This is a genomic window from Streptomyces sp. NPDC047315, from assembly GCF_040643215.1.
Lineage (GTDB): Bacteria > Actinomycetota > Actinomycetes > Streptomycetales > Streptomycetaceae > Streptomyces.
In genome coordinates this window covers 21,511-40,812 of sequence record NZ_JBEYTZ010000005.1, presented here as the reverse complement: position 1 = coordinate 40,812, position 19,302 = coordinate 21,511, and the positions used below count along the sequence as shown (strand labels likewise).

Sequence of the window (19,302 nt, the reverse complement as noted above, 5' to 3'; positions counted from 1 at the left end):
CCTTCCGTCCGTACCGTCCGCAGGGCCCCCACGGTGCACACGGGTCCCACGGGCACCGCGCGGCCCCTGACCCCACCGGGGTCGGTAGGGCCGCGCGGCACGCCTCAACGCCTGCGCAGTGAAGCCAGGTTGTCGTAACCGACGCGGGCGTACTCCAGGGACTGCCCCGGGGCCGAGCCGCTGGGCGCGTTGTCCTGTTCGACCATCGGGTTGTGGTAGTTCCGCTCCCCCACCCGGGAGAAGAACCGCTCGTAGTCGATGTCCCCGGTGCCGAACGGCACCATGTCGTACCCCTGGCCGCTGGAGGTGTTCACCACCCCGTCCTTGGCATGGAAGAGCGGGTACCGCTTGTTGTTGCGGGCCACCAGGCGCGCCGGGTCGAAGACGCTGGTGACCTTGGACCCGTCGTGCGCGGTGTAGGTGTGGAACTTGTACCGGGCGACGTGGGCCCAGAAGACGTCCATCTCCAGCCAGACGCTCTTGGCGTCGGTCTGCTTCAGGAAGTACTCCAGCTTGCGGATGCCGGAGCTGCGGGTGGGCCGGCCCTGGCCGTCCAGCGGGCCGCCGTCGAGCAGGAAGTCGTAGGCGCCGTCGTGGTTGTGGGTGTAGAGCTTGATGCCCGCGCGGCGCGCTATCGCCCCCATCGCGTTCCACTTCTCCGCGGCCTGGTCCCACTCCGCCTTGGTGGAGCCCCAGGTGGGGTCGCCACCGGTGCCCATGTGGTCCATGCCGAGGATGTTGGAGATCTCCAGGGCCTGCTTGAAGCGGTCCAGGTCGGGAGTGGTGAGCGGCCAGGAGGCGGGGATGAAGCCGTGGTTGCCCTGGGCGCGCAGCCCGTAGTCGTCCAGCCAGGAGCGCAGCAGCCGGGCGCCGGCCGGCGTCTCCAGGTTCGCGCCGCCGGGAGCGTTGGCGTGCTGGCCGTAGCCGGCGAACTCGACCTGGCGGTAGCCGTAGCGGGCCAGTTGCTTGAAGACCTCTCGGAAGCCGGAGGGCAGGTCGCTGGCGAGCGGGTCGCGGCCGGTGGCGTCCCGGACGGTGTAGAGGATCAGGCCCCGCTTGTGCGCGGGCACGAGCGCCTTGCGGTCGTGGTCGTGACCGTGGCCGTGGCCCTTGCCGCGGTCGGCCGCGTCGGCGAGGGCGGGCGAGGCGCCGAAGACGGGTATGGCGACGGCCGCGGCGCCCACCGCCGTACAGGTGGTCAAGAAGCGCCGGCGGTCCACCCCGAGGGAGCGGCGCAGGGATTCGTCGGTGGCGGAGGCTGCGTTGGTGCCGTTGGTGTCCTTGATCGAGGTCACGGTCTCTCACTTTCGGGCGAGGGTTCGGGGGACGCCGCGGTTGCCGGGGAGCCCTCGCCGGTGAGACCGGCGAGCCGCAGCAGCAGGGACTTCACGTCGGTGGCCGCGACGCGGCCCTCGACGGCGCGGGGGGTGGAGCACAACAGGAGCGGACCTTCGTCGTCGCTCTCGGGGAGGCGGCCGTGGCTGCCGCGGATCGGTGCGGGGTCGAGCGGTACGACCGCCATCCGGTAGCGCATGCCGAGCTTCTTGCGGGCCACCGCGGTCGCGGCCCGCACCCGTACGTACGGGTCGTTCGGGTCCATGAACAGCTCGACCGGGTCGTAGCCGGGCTTGCGGTGGATCTCGACGAGCTGCGCGAAGTCGGGGGCGCGGTCGTCGTCGAGCCAGTAGTAGTACGTGAACCAGGCGTCCGGCGCGGCGACGGCGACCAGTTCGCCGGAGCGCTCGTGGTCGAGGCCGTGCTCCTTCTTGCCCTCGTCGTCCAGGACCTCCGCCACCCCGGCGAGGCCCGCCAGTACCTCCCGCACCGCGGGCAGGTCCTCGGGCCGCTTCACGTAGACGTGCGCGATCTGGTGGTCGGCGACCGCGAAGGCGCGGGACGCCATGGCGTCCAGGTACTCCATGCCGTCCTGGGTGTGCACCTCCAGCAGCCCGGCGCGGCGCAGCGCCCGGTTGACGTCCACGTGCCGGGAGACCTCGGTGATGCCGTACTCGGAGAGCACCACCACGGTGCGGCCGGTGCGGCGGGCGTCGTCCAGGAGCGGGGCCAGCGCCGCGTCGAGTTCCGCGGCGGCGGCACCGGCCCTCGGGTCGTTCGGCCCGTGGCGCTGGAGGTCGTAGTCGAGGTGGGGCAGGTAGCACAGGGTGAGGTCGGGGTCGCGGGTGGCCATCACGTGCCGGGTGGCGTCGATGATCCACTGGCTGGAGACCAGGTCGGCTCCGGGGCCCCAGAAGTGGAAGAGGGGGAAGGTGCCGAGCTTCTTGGTGAGTTCGTCGTGCAGGGCCGGCGGGCGGGTGTAGCAGTCGGGCTCCTTGCGCCCGTCGGCGTAGTACACGGGGCGCGGCGTGACGGTGACGTCGGTGTCCGCGCCCATCGCGTACCACCAGCAGATGTTGGCGACGGTGTAGCCGGGGTGGGCGCGGCGGGCCGCGTCCCACAGCTTGTCGCCGGAGACCAGCCCGTTGTGCTGGCGCCACAGCAGCACGTCGCCGAGTTCGCGGAAGTACCAGCCGTTGCCGACGATGCCGTGTTCGGCCGGGAGCGTGCCGGTGAGGAACGTCGACTGGGCGGCGCAGGTCACCGCGGGCAGCACCGTCTCCAGCACGGCCTGCGAGCCTTCGGCAGCGAACGCCTTGAGGTGCGGCATGTGGTCGAGGAGTCGGGGGGTGAGGCCCACGACGTCCAGCACCAGCAGGGGGGTCGGATCGGGGGCCTTCGTCATGGCAGTTCCTTCAGGCCGAGGTCGGTCAGCAGGTCGCGGGCGAGGGTGAGTTCGGCGGCGATGCCCTCCACGAGCTGGGTGCGGGTGCGGGGGCGCAGCTCGACGGGGAGCGCCTGCCAGGTGTACGTCTCCACCTCCAGGTGGCGGGTGAGCGGCACGGGCGCCCCGACGAGCCGGGTGAGCGCCTCCCGCAGCACGGGCAGGGTGGACGTCAGCGGCGGCGCGGGCGGTGCGTGCAACGGCACGTGGAAGTGGGCCCGCCAGGGGGCGGCGTCGGGCAGCGCCAGTCCGGTCACGGCCTCGTCGAGGTCGTCGGTACCGCGCAGCCCGGCGGCGGTCAGGGTGCGCGTCTGGTGCAGGAAGCGCGGTTCGGCGAAGGCGCCGAGCGCGGCGCGCACCTCGGGCAGATGGGGCTCGGCGGCGTGCAGCGCGGCGGACAGCTGGGCCTTGGGGACGGTGATCCCGGCGGCGGTCAGGGCGGCGAGCGCGGCGGTGGGGTCCTCGAAGGAGGTCGCCAGATGACACGTGTCCACGCAGACGCCGACGCGCGGGGAGCCGATCGAGGTGAGCGGGCCGATGGCGTCCGCGGTGGTCTCCACCACGCACCCCGGCTCGGGTTCCAGGGCGATCCTGATGGACCGGCCGGTCAGCTCCTCCAGCGCGTCGAGGCGTTCCACGAGCATCATCAGGGCGCGCCGCGCGGCGCCAGCCGCGGCGTCGGCAGCGTCGGCGAAGCGGGTGCGCCAGGCGAGCGGCAGGGTCGAGATGGTGCCTTCGGCGACGTCGTCGGGGAGCAGTGCGGCGAGCAGTCGGGCGAGGTCGGTGGTGTGGGCGAGGCGCTCGGGGTCGGTCCAGTCGGGCCGGTACACCCGGTACTTGACCTCGTCGGCGCCGAAGCCCTCGTACGGGAAGCCGTTGAGGGTGACGACTTCGAGGCCGCGGCGGTCGAGTTCGGCGCGCAGTCCGCGCAGCGCCGCCGGGTCGCAGGTCAGTGCGCGGGCGGCGTCCTTCGCGAGCCAGAGCCCGATGCCGAGGCGGTCGCGGCCGAGGCGCTTGCGGACCGGTTCGCAGTGGTCGCGCAGTTGGGCGAGTACCCCGTCGAGGGTTTCGGCCGGGTGGACGTTGGTGCAGTAGGAGAGGTGGACCGTGGTGCCGTCGGGATGGCGGAAGCGCATCGGTGCTCCTCCTTCGTCATTCCCCGCCGCGGAGGATGGAGTTGCCCTCGTGGGTGGCATCGGGGGCGGTGGCGTCCAGGGCGAGTCGGCCGCTGAGTCCGTAGAAGGCGACCGGGTTGCGCCACAGGACCTGGTCGACGTCGTCGGCGCTGAAGCCGGCGGCGAGCATGGCCTCGCCGACCTTGCGGGTCTTCAGCGGGTCGCTCTTGCCCCAGTCGGCGGCGGAGTTCACCAGCATCCGCTCGGTGCCGTACGTGGTGAGGATGGCGACCATCCGCTCCTCGTCCATCTTGGTGTCCGGGTACACGGAGAAACCGAGCCAGCAGCCGCTGTCGAGGGCCGGTCGCACGGTGGTCTCGTTGAGGTGGTCGAGCAGCACGTACTCGGGGGCGAGCGCGGACTCGCGGACCGCGTCGACGGTGCGGTGCAGGCCGGCGAGCTTGTCGCGGTGCGGGGTGTGCACGAGGGCGGGCAGGCCGTGGTCGGCGGCGAGTTGGAGTTGGGCGGCGAGCGCGGCGTCCTCGGCGGGGGTCATCGAGTCGTAGCCGATCTCGCCGACGGCGACCACGGAGTCCTTGACGAGGTAGCGGGGCAGTTCGTCGAGGATCGGGGTGCAGCGGGGGTCGTTCGCCTCCTTCGGGTTCAGGGCGATGGTGCAGTGGTGGGCGATGCCGTACTGGGCGGCGCGGTAGGGCTCCCAGCCGAGCAGGGCGTCGAAGTAGTCGACGAAGGACTGGGGCGAGGTGCGGGGCTGGCCGAGCCAGAACGACGGCTCGACGAGCGCGCGCACCCCGGCGTCGTACATCGCCTCGTAGTCGTCGGTGGTGCGGGAGGTCATGTGGATGTGGGGATCAAAAATGCGCATGGGGCTCATACCTCCTCGAACCGCGGGGACGGCTCGGCTGTCAGGGCGAGGACGCGGTGCAGGTCGTCGGGGACCGTGCGGTGGGCGGCGGTGCGCTCGGCCGCGTAGTCGCGCAGCATCCGGGCGAGTTCGCCGTCGCCGCGGGCCCGGCGCGCCAGGGAGTCGACGGCGTCCAGCGGTACGCCGGTGAACAGGCATTTGAGGACCGCGTGCCGCCAGGCGTGGGCGTCGAGGTGGGCGGCGGCGTACGGGCCGACGGCGGCGGCCACCAGCCGGCCGTCGTTGGTGCGCAGCGCGTCCTCGACCAGCGGGAGGGCGACGGCGGGCGGGGCGAGCGCGTCCAGGTACGGCAGGGCGAGCAACGCGGCGCGGCGTTCGGCCGCGGTGCCCTGCCGGTAAAGCCGGGTGACGGTGTCGGGGCCGGCGTGCGCCTCGATGAGGAGCAGGACGCGGGCGGAGTCGACGTGGTCGGGTGCGGGTCCGCAGTGCCGGCCGGCGGCGGCGTAGCGCAGTTCCCAGGTCGTGGGGGCGGCGGCGCCTTCGACGGCTGCCGCGTGCGCTTCGGCGAGTGCGGCGGCGAGCCAGGTGCGGGCTCGGTCGTCGGGGAGGGCGGCGGACAGCTCCCTGCGGGACATCAGCATGCCGTCGCTCCCTTCGCGTTGGTGCGCAGGAACTCGATGGAGGTGCGGGCCAGTTCGGGTCCTGCGTGGGAGTGGCGGGGCAGTTCGACGACGGTCAGCCCCTGGTAGCCGGTGGCGGCCAGGGCGTCGAGCACGGGCGGGAAGTCGATCTCGCCGTCGCCGAACGGCAGGTGCTCGTGCACGCCGCGGCGCATGTCCTCGATCTGGACGTGTCGTAGCCAGGGGGCGGCGGCGCGGACGCACTCGACGGGGGTGGCCTCCTCCAGGCACTGGCAGTGCCCGATGTCGAGGGTGAGGCCGAGGGGTTCGGGGTCGCCGATGAGGGCGCGCAGGTGGTGGAAGTCGTCGAGGGTGGCGAGGAGGTGGCCGGGTTCGGGCTCGATCGCCAGTGACACGCCGGCGGTCGCGGCGGCCTCAAGGACGGGGGCGAGGGAGTGCGCGAGGCGCTGCCAGGCGGTGGCCCGGTCGGTGCCGGGCGGGGTGGTGCCGCTGAAGCAGTGCACGGCGCGGGCGCCGAGGTCGGCGGCGACGCCCACGGCGGTGACGAGCAGTTCGGTGCGGGCGGCCCGGTCCGCCGGGTCGGGGTCGATCAGGGACGGGCCGTGCTTGCGGCGCGGGTCGAGGACGTAGCGCGCGCCGGTCTCCACGGCGACGTCGAGGCCGTGCCGGTCCAGGAGCGCTGCGGTGTGCCGGGTGCGTTCGGCGAGGCCGGGCGCCACCGGGTCCAGGTGCATGTGGTCGAGGGTGAGCCCGACGCCGTCGTAGCCGAGGTCGGCGAGGAGGGCGAGGGCGTCGCCGAGGCGCAGGTCGGTCAGGCCGTTGGTGCCGTAGCCGAATCTGAGCCCGTCGGGGTGGTGCGTACGGCTCATGTGGGGCTCACCTTCCGCGCGAGCTTGCGGGCGATGGGGACGAGGGTCAGCAGGCCGATGCCGACAACGTTGCCGCTGCCCCGGGCGCGGGCGGCGAGCGCGGCTTGGAGCGGGATGACGGCACGGATGCCGCCGCCGACGGCGCGTCGGGTCAGCGCGGGCGACGGGTTGAGTGCGGCGTGTGCGTACGGCACGGCGGCGGCCCGTACGTATGCGGCGCCGAGCGCGGTCGGCACCGGCCGGCCGTCGCGGGCGGCCGTCGCGCCGATCGCGAGGACGGTGCCGAGCGCGCCGAGCGGTGCGAGGGTGGATCCGCCGTGCACCTCGTGCCGGGACACGGCGGTGACGGCGTAGGTGTGCGCCCCGAGCAGCAGGGCCGCGGGCGCGGCGCGCGCGACGCGTTCGGGCGTCGCCGCCGCGGCCCCGGTCGGCGGGGTCATGGCGCCGGTGACCGCCGACCGGCCGGTGCCGGGTGCGGTGTGCGTCGCCGTGGCCGTCGCGCCCATCAGCAGGTCCAGGGTGCGGGCCGCGGCCATCGTCGCGGGCGCCGCCTTCGTGTGCTTGAGGCGCAGGTCGTACGACCAGACCGTGGCGGCCAGCGCGGTGGCGACGGTGAGGGCGGGGCGGCCGGCGCGGGCCGCGAGGGCGAGGCCGGCGGCGGTGAGGACGGTGGCGGCGGTCAGCGCGGCGCCGGGCGTGATGCGCCCGGAGGGGATCGGCCGCTCGGGCCGGTCCACGGCGTCCTCGGCGCGGTCGGACCAGTCGTTCAGGGCCATGCCCGCCTGGTACAGGCACAGGGAGGCGCCGACGGCGAGGGCGGTGCCCCGGTTGGGGCGCAGTCCGGCGGCGGACGCTCCGGCGAGGGCGTCGCCGGGGACCGTGAACAGAGCGGAGACCCTGAGCAGTTCGGCCCAGGCGCGGGCGCGGGCGCGCAGCGGGGTCCCCGCGTCCCGGGGACGCGCCGACCGCGCCCCCGGGACGTCTCCACCGGCCGCCCGGCCGGGGTCGTGGGCCCGGGACGCCCTGCTGCGCAGGCGGTCCCAGGGGCGGGTGCTCGGGCCGGTGCGCGGGCGCGGGGCCGTCGCGCGGCCCAGCAGCGTCACCGGGGCTCCCGCAGTCGTTCCGCGAACGCGAGCAGTTCGCCGTACTGTTCGGCGAGCGCGGCGGACGGGCCGTCGGGGTCCTTGAAGTAGAAGCCGAGTTCTGTCAGCGGTCCGCTGAGACCCGCCTCGTGGGCGCGGGCGGCGAGTCGGGCGAGGTCGAGCACCAGGGGCGCGGCGAGCGCCGAGTCGCACCCCTGCCAGATGGTCTGCAGGACCATGCGGGAGCCGAGGAAGCCGTCGAAGGCGATGTGGTCCCACGCGGTCTTCCAGTCGCCGAGCGCGGGCACGTCGTCAATGTGCACCTCGCCTTCGGGCGCGGTGCCCAGCACGTCGGAGAGCACCCGTTCCTTGCCGGCGTTCTTCGCCGCCGCTGCCGCCGGGTCGGCCAGCGCCGCTCCGTCCCCGCCGCCCAGCAGGTTCGTGCCGGACCACGACCGTACGGCCAGGGCGCGTTGCACGAACATGGGTGCTAGCACGGAACGGAGCAGCGTCTGGCCCGTCTTGCCGTCGCGGCCCGCGTGGGGAAGTCCGCGGGCCGCGGCGGCGGACAGCAGGGCGGGGGTGTGCAGCCCGGTGGAGGGGGTGAAGTTCACGAAGGGGCAGCCGGCGCGCACGGCGGCGGACGCGTAGAGGGAGCTGGGGGCGAGCCGCGGCGCGTCGGGCGCGGGCAGCGGTTCGGTGCTGGACACGTTGATCACGACGACACGGGCCAGGCCGTGGCGGTCGCGGAAGTCGGTGAGGTCGGCGGCGAAGGCGGCGATCAGCTCTTCGTCGGTGCGCGCGTCGCCGGGCAGGGGGCCGCCGGGGCGGATCTCGGCGTCCGCGGCGGCGAGGTCGCCCTGGATGGCGCGGGCCAGCCCGTGCGGAAGCACGCCGGCCGCGGTGAGCTCTTCGGCGCGCTTGGGCAGCGGGGCGCAGGCGACGTCGTGGCCGCCGAAGACCAGGGACGACAGCGCGGGCAGCGCGGACCGGGCGAACCCCGGGGTCTCGGTGACCATGCCCGTGGGCGGGTGCAGCCCGGCGGTGACCGCGGCGCAGCCCGCCACGGCGGTGGTGGCCACGGACCCGCGCGCTCCGACGAACCACACTCCGGTGCGTACTTCTTCGTTCGACACGGACTGCCTCCCTGCCTTGTTCACGTGCTCGTGCTGAGGGGTGAGGGGGGTGGAAGGGGGTGAGGAGGATGAAGTGGTGAGGGGCCGAGGGGATGGAAGGGGATGGAGGGGATGTGGGGGACGGCGGGCGGGGGTACGGCGCCTCCCCGCCCGCCGCCGTCTCAAGGGGACCGCCTAGGAGGGCAGTTCCTTCAAGGTGACGTTGCGGAAGGACACCTGGTCCTGGGCCCCGTGGTTCTGCAGGCCGATGTAGCCGTCCTTCAGGCTGCGGTTGGGGTCGGTGTTGGTGAAGTCGTTGATCTTCGCGCCGTTCAGGAAGACCTGGAGGCGCTCGCCCTGGACCTTGATCTCGTAGGAGTTCCACTGGCCCGGGGGCCGCAGCACCCGGTCGCGGGCCTTGAGGTCGGCCGACTTGGCTCCGTAGACCGCGCCCGTGGTGCGATCGGGTGCGTCCGAGGCGTCGATCTGGATCTCGTAGCCCTTGGTCACGGCCGACCAGGGGTCGTCGGAGGCCGGGAAGCCCACGAAGATCCCGGAGTTGTCGTCACCGGCCATCTTCCAGTCCAGCTTGAGGCTGTACGACTTCAGCTCCTTGGCCTGGTACCACAGCAGGCCCATGCCGCCCTCGGAGCGCAGCTCGCCGTCGGCCACGGCGAACTTCCCGGGACCGGCCTGCTTCCAGCCGTTCAGCGTCTTGCCGTTGAAGATCGTCCGCTCGCCCTTCTGGGGCTTGCAGTCGGCCTTCACCTGGCCGCTGGCGTACCGCAGCCCGCCCAGCAGGTGGTCGCGGAACGCGGGCTCGGCGTACGACTCCTTGGTGTGGCCGCCGCCGGTGTAGAAGGACCGGCCGCCCTCGTAGGTCTGGCACCAGGCGATGGGGTGGTCGCCCTTCATGGTGCCGCCCTGGTAGGTGGTCTCGTCCAGGGAGGCCAGCACCCTGGCCTGGTCGCGCGGGTTGGTGGCGTAGTCGTACCACTCGTCGGTGCGCACCCACTCCTCGCCCAGGTGCTTGGTGGCGGGGTGCTTGTGGTCCTCGACGCGCACGGTCGCGGACTGGATCTGCGGGTGGCTGGAGAAGTAGGCGCCGACGAGGCCGCCGTAGAACTTCCAGTCGTACTCGGTGTCGGCCGCGGCGTGGACGCCCATGTACCCGCCGCCGGTGGCGACGTAGTTCTCGAACGCCTTCTGCTGCTCGGCGTTGAGCACGTCACCGGTGGTGGAGAGGAAGACGACCGCGTCGTAGCGGGCGAGGTTGCTGGTGGTGAACTGGGCGGCGGACTCGGTGGAGTCGACCGTGATGTTGCTGGTCTTGCCCAGTTCCTTCAGTGCCGCGGTGCCGGCCGGGATGGAGTCGTGCCGGAAGCCGGCCGTCTTGGAGAAGACCAGGACGCGCTTGGCGGTCCGGTCCGGCGGCGTGTTGGAGAGTTCGAAGTCGTCCACGTCGTAGAGGGCTCCGGCGCCGCCCTTGAAGACCAGGAAGAGTTCGGTGGACTTCTTCGGCACGGAGCGCAGCGGGATGTCGACGTCCTGGAAGGTCTCCCAGCCGCCGGTCACCGGGATGGGCCCGGAGCCGAGGATCTTGCCGGTCGGGGAGCCGGTGCGGACTTCGAGGAAGCCGCCGGCGCCGCCGGAGGAGATCCGGGCGGTGAGCTTGGTCGCCCCGGTCAGGTTGTACGGCTTGAAGGAGATCCAGTCGTCGTTGTCGATGTCGCCGACGGTCTTGCCGCCGTTGGCGTTCGGCTTGTCGTAGGTGCGGATGCCGGACTGGGCGCTGAAGTGCTCGGCCTGGCGGTGGCGCGGCTGGAGCTGGACCTGGTCGTTGCTGCTCAGGGCCTCCTGGCCGCCGCCGGCGCGGTCGGTGTACTCGGCAACGAGCACGCCGTAGATGTTGGCGTTGGGGTCGTGGCCGCCGTCGCCGGGCGTCTTGATGGTGCCGGAGCAGCCGTTGGCGGAGGTCAGCTTATGGGCGTGGCTGTCGTGGCCCAGGAAGTAGCTCACGGTGACCTTGCTGCAGTCCACGCCGCCGGACGCCTGGTCCTCGGGGTCGGTCACCTTCACCTTGAAGGGCACCTCGTCACCGAAGGCGAAGAGGGCTCCGTCGGCCGGTGCCTGGAGTTCGACCGTGGGGGCGGTGTTGCCGACCACGACGCGGACGCTGGCGGCGCCGGTGCGGCCGGTGGGGTCCTTCACGGTGAGGGTGGCGGTGTAGGTGCCGTTCTTCTTGTACGTGTACGTGGGGTTCAGCTCGGTGGACTTGCCGCCGTCACCGAAGTCCCACGCGTAGGTCAGCGGATCGCCGTCCGGGTCGGCGGTGCCCTTCGAGGTGAAGCGGACCCGCAGCGGCGCCTTGCCCGAGGTCTTGCTCGCCTGCGCCTCGGCGGCCGGGGAGCGGCCCTCGGTGGCGTTCTCGATGCGGTAGAGCGCGGAGTGCTCGTTGCCGCCGAACCAGGCGGTGCCGTAGTCCAGGACGTACAGCGCGCCGTCCGGACCGAACTGCATGTCCATCACCTGGGTGCCGCTCCACGGGAACGGGTTGATCTTGGCGACGGAGCCGTCCGCACCCTGCTCGATGCGCTTGATCCAGCGCCGTCCGAACTCGCCCGCGAAGTAGTCCCCGTCGTACGCCTCCGGGAACTTCACCGGGGAGGGGTTGTCCGGGTCGTAGCGGTAGACGGGGCCGCCCATCGGGGACTCGCCGCCGGTGCCGAACTCGGGCACCGAGCCGCCGTCGTACGGTATCCACGCCTTCTGCGCGGGCGGCAGGTCGACGAGGCCGGTGTTGTGCGGCGACTCGTTCTTCGGGGCCTTGCAGTCGAACGTGGCGCCGGGCTGCTTGGTGGCGAAGTCCCAGTCGACGTAGGGCTGGTTGAAGGTGTTGCAGAACGGCCAGCCGAAGTTGCCCGGCTTGTCGACCTTGAAGAAGCCGACGGCGCCGGCGGGGCCGCGCTTGGGGTCGGCGTTGGCCGCGTCCGGGCCGTAGTCGCCGACGTACGCCGTGCCGGTCTTCTGGTCGATGCTGAAGCGGAACGGGTTGCGGAAGCCCATCGCGTAGATCTCGGGCCGGGTCTTCGCGGTCCCGGGGGCGAACAGGTTCCCCTCGGGGATGGAGTACGAGCCGTCCGCGTTCACCTTGATGCGCAGCAGCTTGCCGCGCAGGTCGTTGGTGTTGCCCGAGGTGCGGCGGGCGTCGTACGCCGGGTTGCGGCCGGGGCGGTCGTCGATGGGGCTGTAACCGTCGGAGGCGAACGGGTTGGAGTCGTCGCCGGTCGACAGGTAGAGGTTGCCCTGGGCGTCGAAGTCGATGTCGCCGCCGACGTGACAGCAGATGCCCCGGGTCGCGGGGACGTCCAGGATCTTCTTCTCGCTGGCGGCGTCCAGGGTGCCGTCGGCCTTCATGACGAACCGGGAGAGCCGGTTGACGCCCTCGAACTTGGCGAACTCCTCCGGGGTGCCCTCGTTGGGGGCGTCACCGGCGGGGGTGTCCATGGGAGGGGCGTAGTAGAGGTAGACCTGGCGGTTCTCGGCGAACTTCGGGTCCAGGCCGACGCCTTGCAAACCCTCCTCGTCGTGCGAGTACACCGGGATCTTGCCGACGATCCGGGTGCTGCCCGCGTAGTCGGTCATCCGCAGCTCGCCGTTGCGGGAGGTGTGCAGCACGCTGCGGTCCGGCAGCACCACCATCGACATGGGCTCGCCGGTCTCGGCTGCGCCCTTGGCGAGGGTGATCTGCTGGAAGGCGTCCGCGGCGGGCTCGGGGGCCGCCGGGGCGTCGGCCGCGGCCGGCTGGACGGTGAGGCTCAGTGAGGTGGCGGCGAGGAGTCCGCCGGTGAGGAGCGCGATGAGTTTGCGCGCTCGTGGTCTGGTTCTCTTCGGGTGCACGAATCTCCTCCGGGATGGACCGGTTGAACGGGCGGGGTGCCGTGGAACCGGAGTGCGCCGTCACACCGGGGACCACACCTAAGTCCTGTACACATCAGGGACGGTAGACGGGTTCGTCCGGAACGGAAACCCCTTGTGCAGCAGTTGGGTTCCACTTTCCCCAAGGCCAGGACAAAGCCGTTTCGGAGCAGGGTGGACCGACCCGGCGACGCTGTCGGCCGCCGGGCCGTCACCACTGTCCTGAGCTGCTGTTCTCCAGCTGCGGGAGCGGGTTAGGGCGCTTCTGATGGATCAGGCTGGTTTAGGGAGCGGGGTCTGGTGCCGTGGATCTCAAGGCGGAGGAGGGAGTCAATGCGGTGGGGGTCCCACCGTGCCCGCAGGGCACAGGGGGCCAGGGGCGACCGACGACAACGCGGAGAGGGGGCACCTCCCGGGCCGAAGGCCCAGGGGGAACGGCGCCAGGGCACGCGAGCCCAGCAAGATCCGTCAGAAGCCCCCTAGTCGTTGCTCCCGAAGGCCGCGTCGAAGGAGGCCGCGGGCGGGTCGAAGTCGAACTGCTTGAGGTGCGCGAGGGCCTGCGGCGCACCGGTGAGGCGGTCCATTCCGGCATCCTCCCACTCCACCGAGATCGGGCCGTCGTAGCCGATGGAGCGCAGCATCCGGAAGACGTCCTCCCAGGGGACGTCGCCGTGGCCGGCGGAGACGTAGTCCCAGCCGCGCCGCGGGTCGCCCCACGGCAGGTGGGAGCCGAGCCGGCCGTTGCGGCCGTCCAGGCGCTTGCGCGCCTCCTTGCAGTCCACGTGGTAGATCCGGTCCCGGAAGTCGTACAGGAAGCCGACCGGGTCCAGGTCCTGCCAGACGAAGTGGCTGGGGTCGAAGTTCAGCCCGAAGGCCGGCCGGTGGTCGACGGCTTCGAGGGCGCGCTGGGTGGTCCAGTAGTCGTACGCGATCTCGCTGGGGTGCACCTCGTGGGCGAAGCGCACGCCCTCCGCGTCGAAGACGTCGAGGATCGGGTTCCACCGCTCGGCGAAGTCCTCGTACCCCCGGTCCACCATGGACTCGGGCGCCGGCGGGAACATCGCCACCAGGTGCCAGATGGAGGACCCGGTGAATCCGACGACGGTGTTCACGCCGAAGGCGGCGGCGGCCCGGGCGGTGTCCTTCAGCTCGTCTGCGGCGCGGCGGCGCACCCCTTCGGGGTCGCCGTCGCCCCAGATCCGGGCGGGCACGATGTTCTGGTGGCGCTCGTCGATGGGGTGGTCGCAGACGGCCTGGCCGACCAGGTGGTTGGAGATCGCCCAGCACTTGAGGCCGTACTTCTCCAGCAGGGCGTGCCGGCCCTGGAGGTACCCGGGGTCGGCGAGCGCCTTGTCCACCTCGAAGTGGTCGCCCCAGCAGGCGAGCTCCAGCCCGTCGTAGCCGAAGTCACGGGCGAGCCGGCACACCTCCTCCAGGGGCAGGTCGGCCCACTGGCCGGTGAAGAGCGTGAACGGACGTGACATGTCCTCTCCTGACTTCCCCGTACGTGTGGTGGTCGTTGCTCGTGGTTCGTCGTTGCTCGTCGTCGTTCGTCGTGCGTCGTTGCTCGTCGTGCGTCGTTGCTCGTCGTGCTTCGTCGTTGCTTCTGTCCAGCCGGGCCGCCGCTCATCCCGTCCCGGTCGGTACGGGCACGTAGGACGCGTTGTTCTGCGCGCTCTCCTCCACGGCCGCGAGCACCCGTTGGACCTGGAGGCCGTCGGCGAACGACGGTGCGGGCTCCGTGCCGTCCGCGATGGCGTGGAGCAGGTCGCGGGCCTGGTGGGTGAAGGTGTGCTCGTAGCCCAGTGCGTGGCCGGGCGGCCACCACGCCTCCAGGTAGGGGTGGTCCGCCTCCGTGACCAGGATCCGCTTGAAGCCGGCGGAGGTCGCAGGCTCGGTGTCGTCGTGGAACGAGAGCTCGTTCAGGCGCTCCAGGTCGAAGGCGATCGAGCCGCGTTCGCCGTTGATCTCGAAGCGCAGGGAGTTCTTGCGGCCGGCGGCCATCCGGGTGGCTTCGAAGGAGGCCAGGGCGCCGGAGGGGAGCCGTCCGTTGAACAGGGCGGCGTCGTCCACGGTGACCCGGCCCGTGCTCTGCTCCCCGCCGCCCGATGCGACGGGCCGCTCCTTGACGAAGGTCTCCGTCAGCGCGGACACCCCCGCCAGGTGCTCCCCCGCCAGGAACTGCGCGAGGTCGACGATGTGGGCGCCGAGGTCGCCGAGCGCCCCCGAACCCGCGCTCTCCTTGCGCAGCCGCCAGGTCAGCGGGAACGCCGGGTCCACCAGCCAGTCCTGGAGGTAGGTGAACCGCAGGTGGCGCAGGGCACCGAGGGAGCCGCCGGCGATCAGTTGGCGGGCGTAGGCGACGGCGGGGACGCGTCGGTAGTTGAACCCGACCATCGCGACCTGTCCGCGCGCCTTCGCGCGCTCGGCCGCATCCACCATCGCCCGTGCCTCCGCCACCGAGTTCGCCAGCGGCTTCTCGCACAGCACGTGCTTGCCCGCCTCCAGCGCGGCGATCGCGATCTCCGCATGGGAGTCGCCCGGCGTGCAGACGTCGACCAGCTGCACGTCGTCCCGGGCGATGAGGTCGCGCCAGTCGGTGACCGCCGCGGCCCAGCCGTGTCGGTCGGCCGCGGCGCGCACGGCTGACGGATCACGTCCGGCGATCGCGGCGAGCTCCGGCTTCACCGGCACGTCGAAGACGCGGCTCACGTTGCGCCAGCCCTGGGAGTGGGCGGCACCCATGAACGCGTATCCGACCATGCCGACGCCGAGAGTCGGCGGTGCGGCCTCACTGTCCCGCTGTTCCATACGGATTCCTCCTCGTCGGTCTGCTCGGTGGGGGCGGGCCTACCGGTCAGATGAAGCCGGTGGGCAGGTACTGGTCGACGTTGTCCTTGGTGACGACGGCGGAGTACAGGGTGATCGAGGCCGGGATCTCCATCTCGGCCATGCCGCCCACGCCCTTGCCCTGGGCGACGGCCCGGGCGATGTCGATGGCGGAGGCCGCCATCGTCGGCGGGTAGAGCACGGTCGCCTTCAGGACGCTGTTGTCGGCCTTGATGGCGTCCATCGCGGACTTGGCTCCGGCGCCGCCGACCATCAGGAAGTCCTTGCGGCCGGCCTGGGCGATGGCGCGCAGGGCGCCCACTCCCTGGTCGTCGTCGTGGTTCCACAGCGCGTCGAACTGGCTCTGGGCCTGGAGTAGTTGGGCCATCTTGGCCTGGCCGGACTCCACGGTGAAGTCGGCGGCCTGCCGGGCGACCTTCTTGATGTTGGGGTAGTTCTTCAGGGCGTCGTCGAAGCCCTGGGTGCGCTGCTGGGTCAGTTCCAGGTTGTCGACCCCGGCGAGTTCGACGACCTTGGCGTTGGCCTTGTCCTTGAGCTGTTCGCCGATGAAGTTGCCGGCGTTCAGACCCATGCCGTAGTTGTCGCCGCCGATCCAGCAGCGGTACGCCTGGGGCGAGGCGAAGATCCGGTCCAGGTTGACGACGGGGATGCCCGCCTTCATGGCCTGGAGGCCGACCTGGGTGAGGGCCTTGCCGTCGGCGGGGAGGATGACCAGGACGTCGACCTTCTTGTTGATCAGGGTCTGGACCTGGCCGATCTGGGCCGCGGTGTCGTTCGAGCCCTCGGTGATCTCCAGGGTGACGTCGGAGTACTTCTTCGCCCGCTCCTTGGCGTTGTCGTTGATCGCGTTCAGCCAGCCGTGGTCGGCCTGGGGGCCGGCGAAGCCGATGGTGACGGCCTTGCCCGGCTTGTCGTCGGAGACGGGCGCGTTGGCGGGCGCCGCCGCGTCCTTCTCCTTGGGGTCGTTGCTCGTACAGGCGGTGAGGAGGGCGGTCGCCGAGACGGCGGCGGATCCGAAGAGGATCCCTCTACGGCTCGGTGAGGAGTTTTTTGGCATGACGGACGAACCCTTCCGGCTGGGCGGTTGTGGAGGGCGGTGCTTGAGGGGGTGGTGCTTGAGGGGGTGGTGCTTGAGGGAGCGGTGCTTGAGAAGTGCGGTGCTTGCGCGGGCGACGGCGGTCCGGGTACGGGTCAGGCGTCGCCGCTGCCGCGCAGCGTGCGGTGCTGGACCAGGACGGCGGCGACGATGATCGCGCCCTTGGCGATCTGCTGGACCGCGGTCTCCAGGTTGTTCAGGGCGAAGATGTTGGTGATCGTGGTGAAGATCAGGACGCCGAGCACGGAGCCGACGATGGTGCCGCGCCCGCCGCTGAGCAGGGTGCCGCCGATGATCGCCGCGGCGATGGCGTCGAGTTCGTAGAGGTTGCCGTTGGTGTTCTGGCCGGAGCCGGAGAGCACCACCAGCATGAACGCGGCGATGCCGCAGCACATCCCGGACAGCAGGTACAGGTACAGCCGCTGGCGGCGGACGTCGATGCCGGCGAGCCGGGCGGCCTCCGGGTTGCCGCCGATGGCGAAGGTGCGCCGGCCGAAGGTGGTGCGGTTCAGCACCAGCCAGCCCACCAGCACCACCGCGGCGAAGACCAGCACCAGCGGCGGGATGCCGAGCACGTACGCGTCCTTGACACCGAGGTCGAGCACGGAGTCGACGGTGACGATCTGCGTCTTGCCGTCGGTGATCTGCAGGGCGAGGCCGCGGGCGGAGGCCAGCATCGCGATGGTGGCGATGAACGGCACCATCCCGCCGTAGGCGATCAACAGCCCGTTCACCAGGCCGCAGCCGAGGCCGACGACGACCGCGGTGAAGAGGATGCCGGCGAAGCCGTACTCCTGGGTGGCGACCGTGGTGGCCCACACCGACGCCAGCGCCACCATCGCGCCCACGGACAGGTCGATGCCCCCGCTGGTGATCACGAAGGTCATGCCGACGGTGACGACGCCGATGATGGACGCCTGGGTGAGCACCAGTTGCAGGTTGCTGGTGGCGAGGAACTCGTCGGGCTTGGTGAATCCGCCGACCACGATCAGCGCGGCGAGGACGCCGAGCAGCGACAGGTTGCGCACGTCCAGGCGCAGGCCGAGGGAGCGACGCGGACCTCCGTCGTCCGGCGCGGACTTCACGAGGCTCGGCGCGTCCTGGCGCGCCGCGGATGCTGGCTGCGTCATGCCGTCGGGTTTCCTTCCATCACGAGGTCGAGTACGCGGTGCTCGTCGAGGTCGCGGGCGTCGGCCGCGTGCACGACGCTGCCCTCGCGCAGCACCAGCACCCGGTCGGCGAGGCCCAGCACTTCGGGCACTTCGCTGGACACGAGGAGGACGGCCAGGCCCTCGTCGGCCAGTCGGCGGATCACGGCGTAGAGCTCGGCGCGCGCCCCGACGTCCACCCCGCGGGTGGGCTCGTCGAGGAGCAGCACCTTGCAGCCGCGCAACAGCCAGCGGGCGAGCACCGCTTTCTGCTGGTTGCCGCCGGACAGGGTGCGGATGCGGGCGTCGGGGTTGTCGGGGCGCAGGGAGAGCTCCCGGGTGGCGGCCTGCGCGGCGGTGCGCTCCGCCTTGCGGTCGATCCAGCCGGCGCGGGAGAAGCGGGAGAGGGTGGAGATGGAGACGTTGCGGGTGACGGATTCGATCAGCAGCAGGCCCTGGGCCTTGCGCTCCTCGGGGGCGAGGCCGATGCCGGCGTTCACGGCGGCGCGCACGCTGCCGGGCCGCAGGGGCGCGCCGTCGATCAGGACGCGGCCGGCGGTCGGCTTGCGGGCGCCGTAGATCGTCTCCAGGATCTCGGAGCGTCCGGAGCCGACGAGGCCGGCGAGTCCCACGATCTCCCCGGGGTAGAGCTGGAGGTCGAGGGGGGCGAACTCGCCCTTGCGGGTGAGCCCTTCGGCGGCCAGGACCGGGGTGCGCGGTACGGAGTCGACCGGCTCGTCCTGCGGGGCGGGGCGTTCGGGGAAGACGTAGGCGACGTTCCGGCCGGTCATCAGGGAGACGACCTCGTTCGTCGGCGTCGATTCGGCGGGCAGTCCGCCGGCCACGGCCCGACCGTCCTTGAGGACGGTGACGCGGTCGCCGATGCGGCGGATCTCCTCAAGGCGGTGCGAGATGTAGACGACGGCGACGCCGTCGGCGGTGAGGTCGGCGACGATGCGGAAGAGGTTGTCGACCTCGTCGGGGTCGAGGGCGGCGGACGGCTCGTCCATGACGATCAGCCGCACCTCGTGGGAGAGGGCCCGGGCCATCGAAACGATCTGCTGCTGTGCGGCGGAGAGCTCGCCGACGAGGCGGGCGGGGTCGATCTCGGGGTGGCCGAGGCGCTTGAGGAGTTGGCGGGTCGCGGCCCGTGCCGCGCCGCCCCTGATGACGAAGCCGGCGGTGGTGGGCTCGTGGCCGAGGTGGACGTTCTCGGCCACCGACAGCCCTTCGACCAGGTCGAGTTCCTGGTAGATGGTGGCGATGCCGAGGCGCATAGCGGCGATCGGCGACTTGAGCTGGACCGGCTCGCCGCGCCAGGTGATCGTGCCGCCGTCGGGCTGGTGGGCGCCGGCGAGCACCTTGATCAGGGTGGACTTGCCCGCGCCGTTCTGTCCGAGGAGGCAGTGCACTTCACCGGCCTGGACCTCCAGGTCCACGCCGTCGAGCGCGCGGACGCCGGGGAACGACTTGGTGATCTGGGACATGGTGAGCAAGGGTGGTTCTGGTGCCATGACAAATCCCCTCGGCGGGTGCTGCCGCGCAGCGGTGCGACGCGGTCCGCGCGGCGGGGCGCGGACGCACGGTGCTGTACGGCGTGGGTACGTGTGGGGGGCACTCGTGGTGGACGGTTGAGGGCGCTCACAAGGAGCGTGCGGGTGCCCGTGCCGACTGGTGGCACGTGTTACCTGGTGCGGATGCACGGGGTGGGATCGAGGGTGGGTGCTGCGCTGTTCGTCCGTGGTGCAGGGCGGATACGAATACGGATGCGGTACGGGGGCGCTTGTGGCGCCGGTCGCACGC

Annotated in this window: 14 protein-coding genes; all 14 read right to left on the bottom strand. The window is 71.8% G+C overall.

Annotation, left to right across the window (positions count from 1 at the left end):
• Positions 1 to 104: 104 nt before the first annotated feature.
• Positions 105 to 1,295, bottom strand: coding sequence for a sugar phosphate isomerase/epimerase family protein (locus ABZ842_RS06740; RefSeq protein WP_361532795.1), 1,191 nt, complete (start codon positions 1,293 to 1,295; stop codon positions 105 to 107).
• Complete coding sequence (locus ABZ842_RS06735) at positions 1,292 to 2,740, bottom strand: nucleotide pyrophosphatase/phosphodiesterase family protein (protein WP_361532792.1); 1,449 nt, start codon at positions 2,738 to 2,740, stop codon at positions 1,292 to 1,294. Before ABZ842_RS06735 ends, ABZ842_RS06740 begins: the two co-directional genes overlap by 4 nt.
• Positions 2,737 to 3,915, bottom strand: coding sequence for a metabolite traffic protein EboE (gene eboE / locus ABZ842_RS06730; RefSeq protein ID WP_361532789.1), 1,179 nt, complete (start codon positions 3,913 to 3,915; stop codon positions 2,737 to 2,739). Before eboE ends, ABZ842_RS06735 begins: the two co-directional genes overlap by 4 nt.
• A gap of 16 nt (positions 3,916 to 3,931) precedes the next feature.
• The gene (locus ABZ842_RS06725) at positions 3,932 to 4,780 is read right to left on the bottom strand and encodes a TatD family hydrolase (RefSeq protein ID WP_361532786.1); all 849 of its coding nucleotides are present in this window, start codon (positions 4,778 to 4,780) and stop codon (positions 3,932 to 3,934) included.
• A 5-nt stretch (positions 4,781 to 4,785) separates the two neighbouring features.
• Positions 4,786 to 5,421, bottom strand: a complete 636-nt coding sequence (locus ABZ842_RS06720) for an EboA domain-containing protein (protein ID WP_361532783.1) — start codon at positions 5,419 to 5,421, stop codon at positions 4,786 to 4,788.
• Positions 5,415 to 6,290 (bottom strand): sugar phosphate isomerase/epimerase family protein, encoded by an 876-nt coding sequence (locus ABZ842_RS06715; RefSeq protein WP_361532780.1) that lies wholly within the window; start codon positions 6,288 to 6,290, stop codon positions 5,415 to 5,417. Before ABZ842_RS06715 ends, ABZ842_RS06720 begins: the two co-directional genes overlap by 7 nt.
• Positions 6,287 to 7,225, bottom strand: coding sequence for an SCO3242 family prenyltransferase (locus ABZ842_RS06710; RefSeq protein WP_361533449.1), 939 nt, complete (start codon positions 7,223 to 7,225; stop codon positions 6,287 to 6,289). Before ABZ842_RS06710 ends, ABZ842_RS06715 begins: the two co-directional genes overlap by 4 nt.
• Positions 7,226 to 7,389: 164 nt before the next feature.
• On the bottom strand, positions 7,390 to 8,508 hold the full coding sequence (locus ABZ842_RS06705) for an inositol-3-phosphate synthase (protein WP_361532777.1): 1,119 nt from the start codon (positions 8,506 to 8,508) through the stop codon (positions 7,390 to 7,392).
• Between the two features lie 174 nt (positions 8,509 to 8,682).
• Entirely contained in the window at positions 8,683 to 12,387 is a 3,705-nt protein-coding gene (locus ABZ842_RS06700) for a ThuA domain-containing protein (RefSeq protein ID WP_361532774.1), read from the bottom strand.
• Positions 12,388 to 12,884: 497 nt separating this feature from the next.
• Entirely contained in the window at positions 12,885 to 13,889 is a 1,005-nt protein-coding gene (locus tag ABZ842_RS06695) for a sugar phosphate isomerase/epimerase family protein (protein WP_361532771.1), read from the bottom strand.
• A 142-nt stretch (positions 13,890 to 14,031) separates the two neighbouring features.
• Positions 14,032 to 15,216, bottom strand: a complete 1,185-nt coding sequence (locus tag ABZ842_RS06690) for a Gfo/Idh/MocA family oxidoreductase (RefSeq protein WP_361532768.1) — start codon at positions 15,214 to 15,216, stop codon at positions 14,032 to 14,034.
• A 46-nt stretch (positions 15,217 to 15,262) separates the two neighbouring features.
• Complete coding sequence (locus tag ABZ842_RS06685) at positions 15,263 to 16,312, bottom strand: substrate-binding domain-containing protein (RefSeq protein WP_361532765.1); 1,050 nt, start codon at positions 16,310 to 16,312, stop codon at positions 15,263 to 15,265.
• A 134-nt stretch (positions 16,313 to 16,446) separates the two neighbouring features.
• A complete protein-coding gene (locus tag ABZ842_RS06680) occupies positions 16,447 to 17,481 on the bottom strand; it encodes an ABC transporter permease (protein ID WP_361532762.1) in 1,035 nt (344 codons plus the stop codon).
• Positions 17,478 to 19,013 carry a sugar ABC transporter ATP-binding protein gene (locus ABZ842_RS06675; RefSeq protein WP_361532759.1) on the bottom strand — a complete coding sequence of 512 codons (1,536 nt, stop codon included), beginning with the start codon at positions 19,011 to 19,013 and terminating at the stop codon, positions 17,478 to 17,480. The genes ABZ842_RS06680 and ABZ842_RS06675 overlap by 4 nt, the downstream gene beginning before the upstream one ends.
• Positions 19,014 to 19,302: the final 289 nt, after the last annotated feature.

Excerpts from the sequence above, each read along its gene's own strand:
- ABZ842_RS06680 (WP_361532762.1), bottom strand. The coding sequence starts at position 17,481 with ATGACGCAGCCAGCATCCGCGGCGCGCCAGGACGCGCCGAGCCTCGTG.
- ABZ842_RS06735 (WP_361532792.1), bottom strand. The coding sequence starts at position 2,740 with ATGACGAAGGCCCCCGATCCGACCCCCCTGCTGGTGCTGGACGTCGTG.
- ABZ842_RS06675 (WP_361532759.1), bottom strand. The coding sequence starts at position 19,013 with ATGGCACCAGAACCACCCTTGCTCACCATGTCCCAGATCACCAAGTCG.
- ABZ842_RS06690 (WP_361532768.1), bottom strand. The coding sequence starts at position 15,216 with ATGGAACAGCGGGACAGTGAGGCCGCACCGCCGACTCTCGGCGTCGGC.
- ABZ842_RS06695 (WP_361532771.1), bottom strand. The coding sequence starts at position 13,889 with ATGTCACGTCCGTTCACGCTCTTCACCGGCCAGTGGGCCGACCTGCCC.
- eboE (WP_361532789.1), bottom strand. The coding sequence starts at position 3,915 with ATGCGCTTCCGCCATCCCGACGGCACCACGGTCCACCTCTCCTACTGC.
- ABZ842_RS06720 (WP_361532783.1), bottom strand. The coding sequence starts at position 5,421 with ATGCTGATGTCCCGCAGGGAGCTGTCCGCCGCCCTCCCCGACGACCGA.
- ABZ842_RS06725 (WP_361532786.1), bottom strand. The coding sequence starts at position 4,780 with ATGCGCATTTTTGATCCCCACATCCACATGACCTCCCGCACCACCGAC.
- ABZ842_RS06685 (WP_361532765.1), bottom strand. The coding sequence starts at position 16,312 with ATGCCAAAAAACTCCTCACCGAGCCGTAGAGGGATCCTCTTCGGATCC.
- ABZ842_RS06715 (WP_361532780.1), bottom strand. The coding sequence starts at position 6,290 with ATGAGCCGTACGCACCACCCCGACGGGCTCAGATTCGGCTACGGCACC.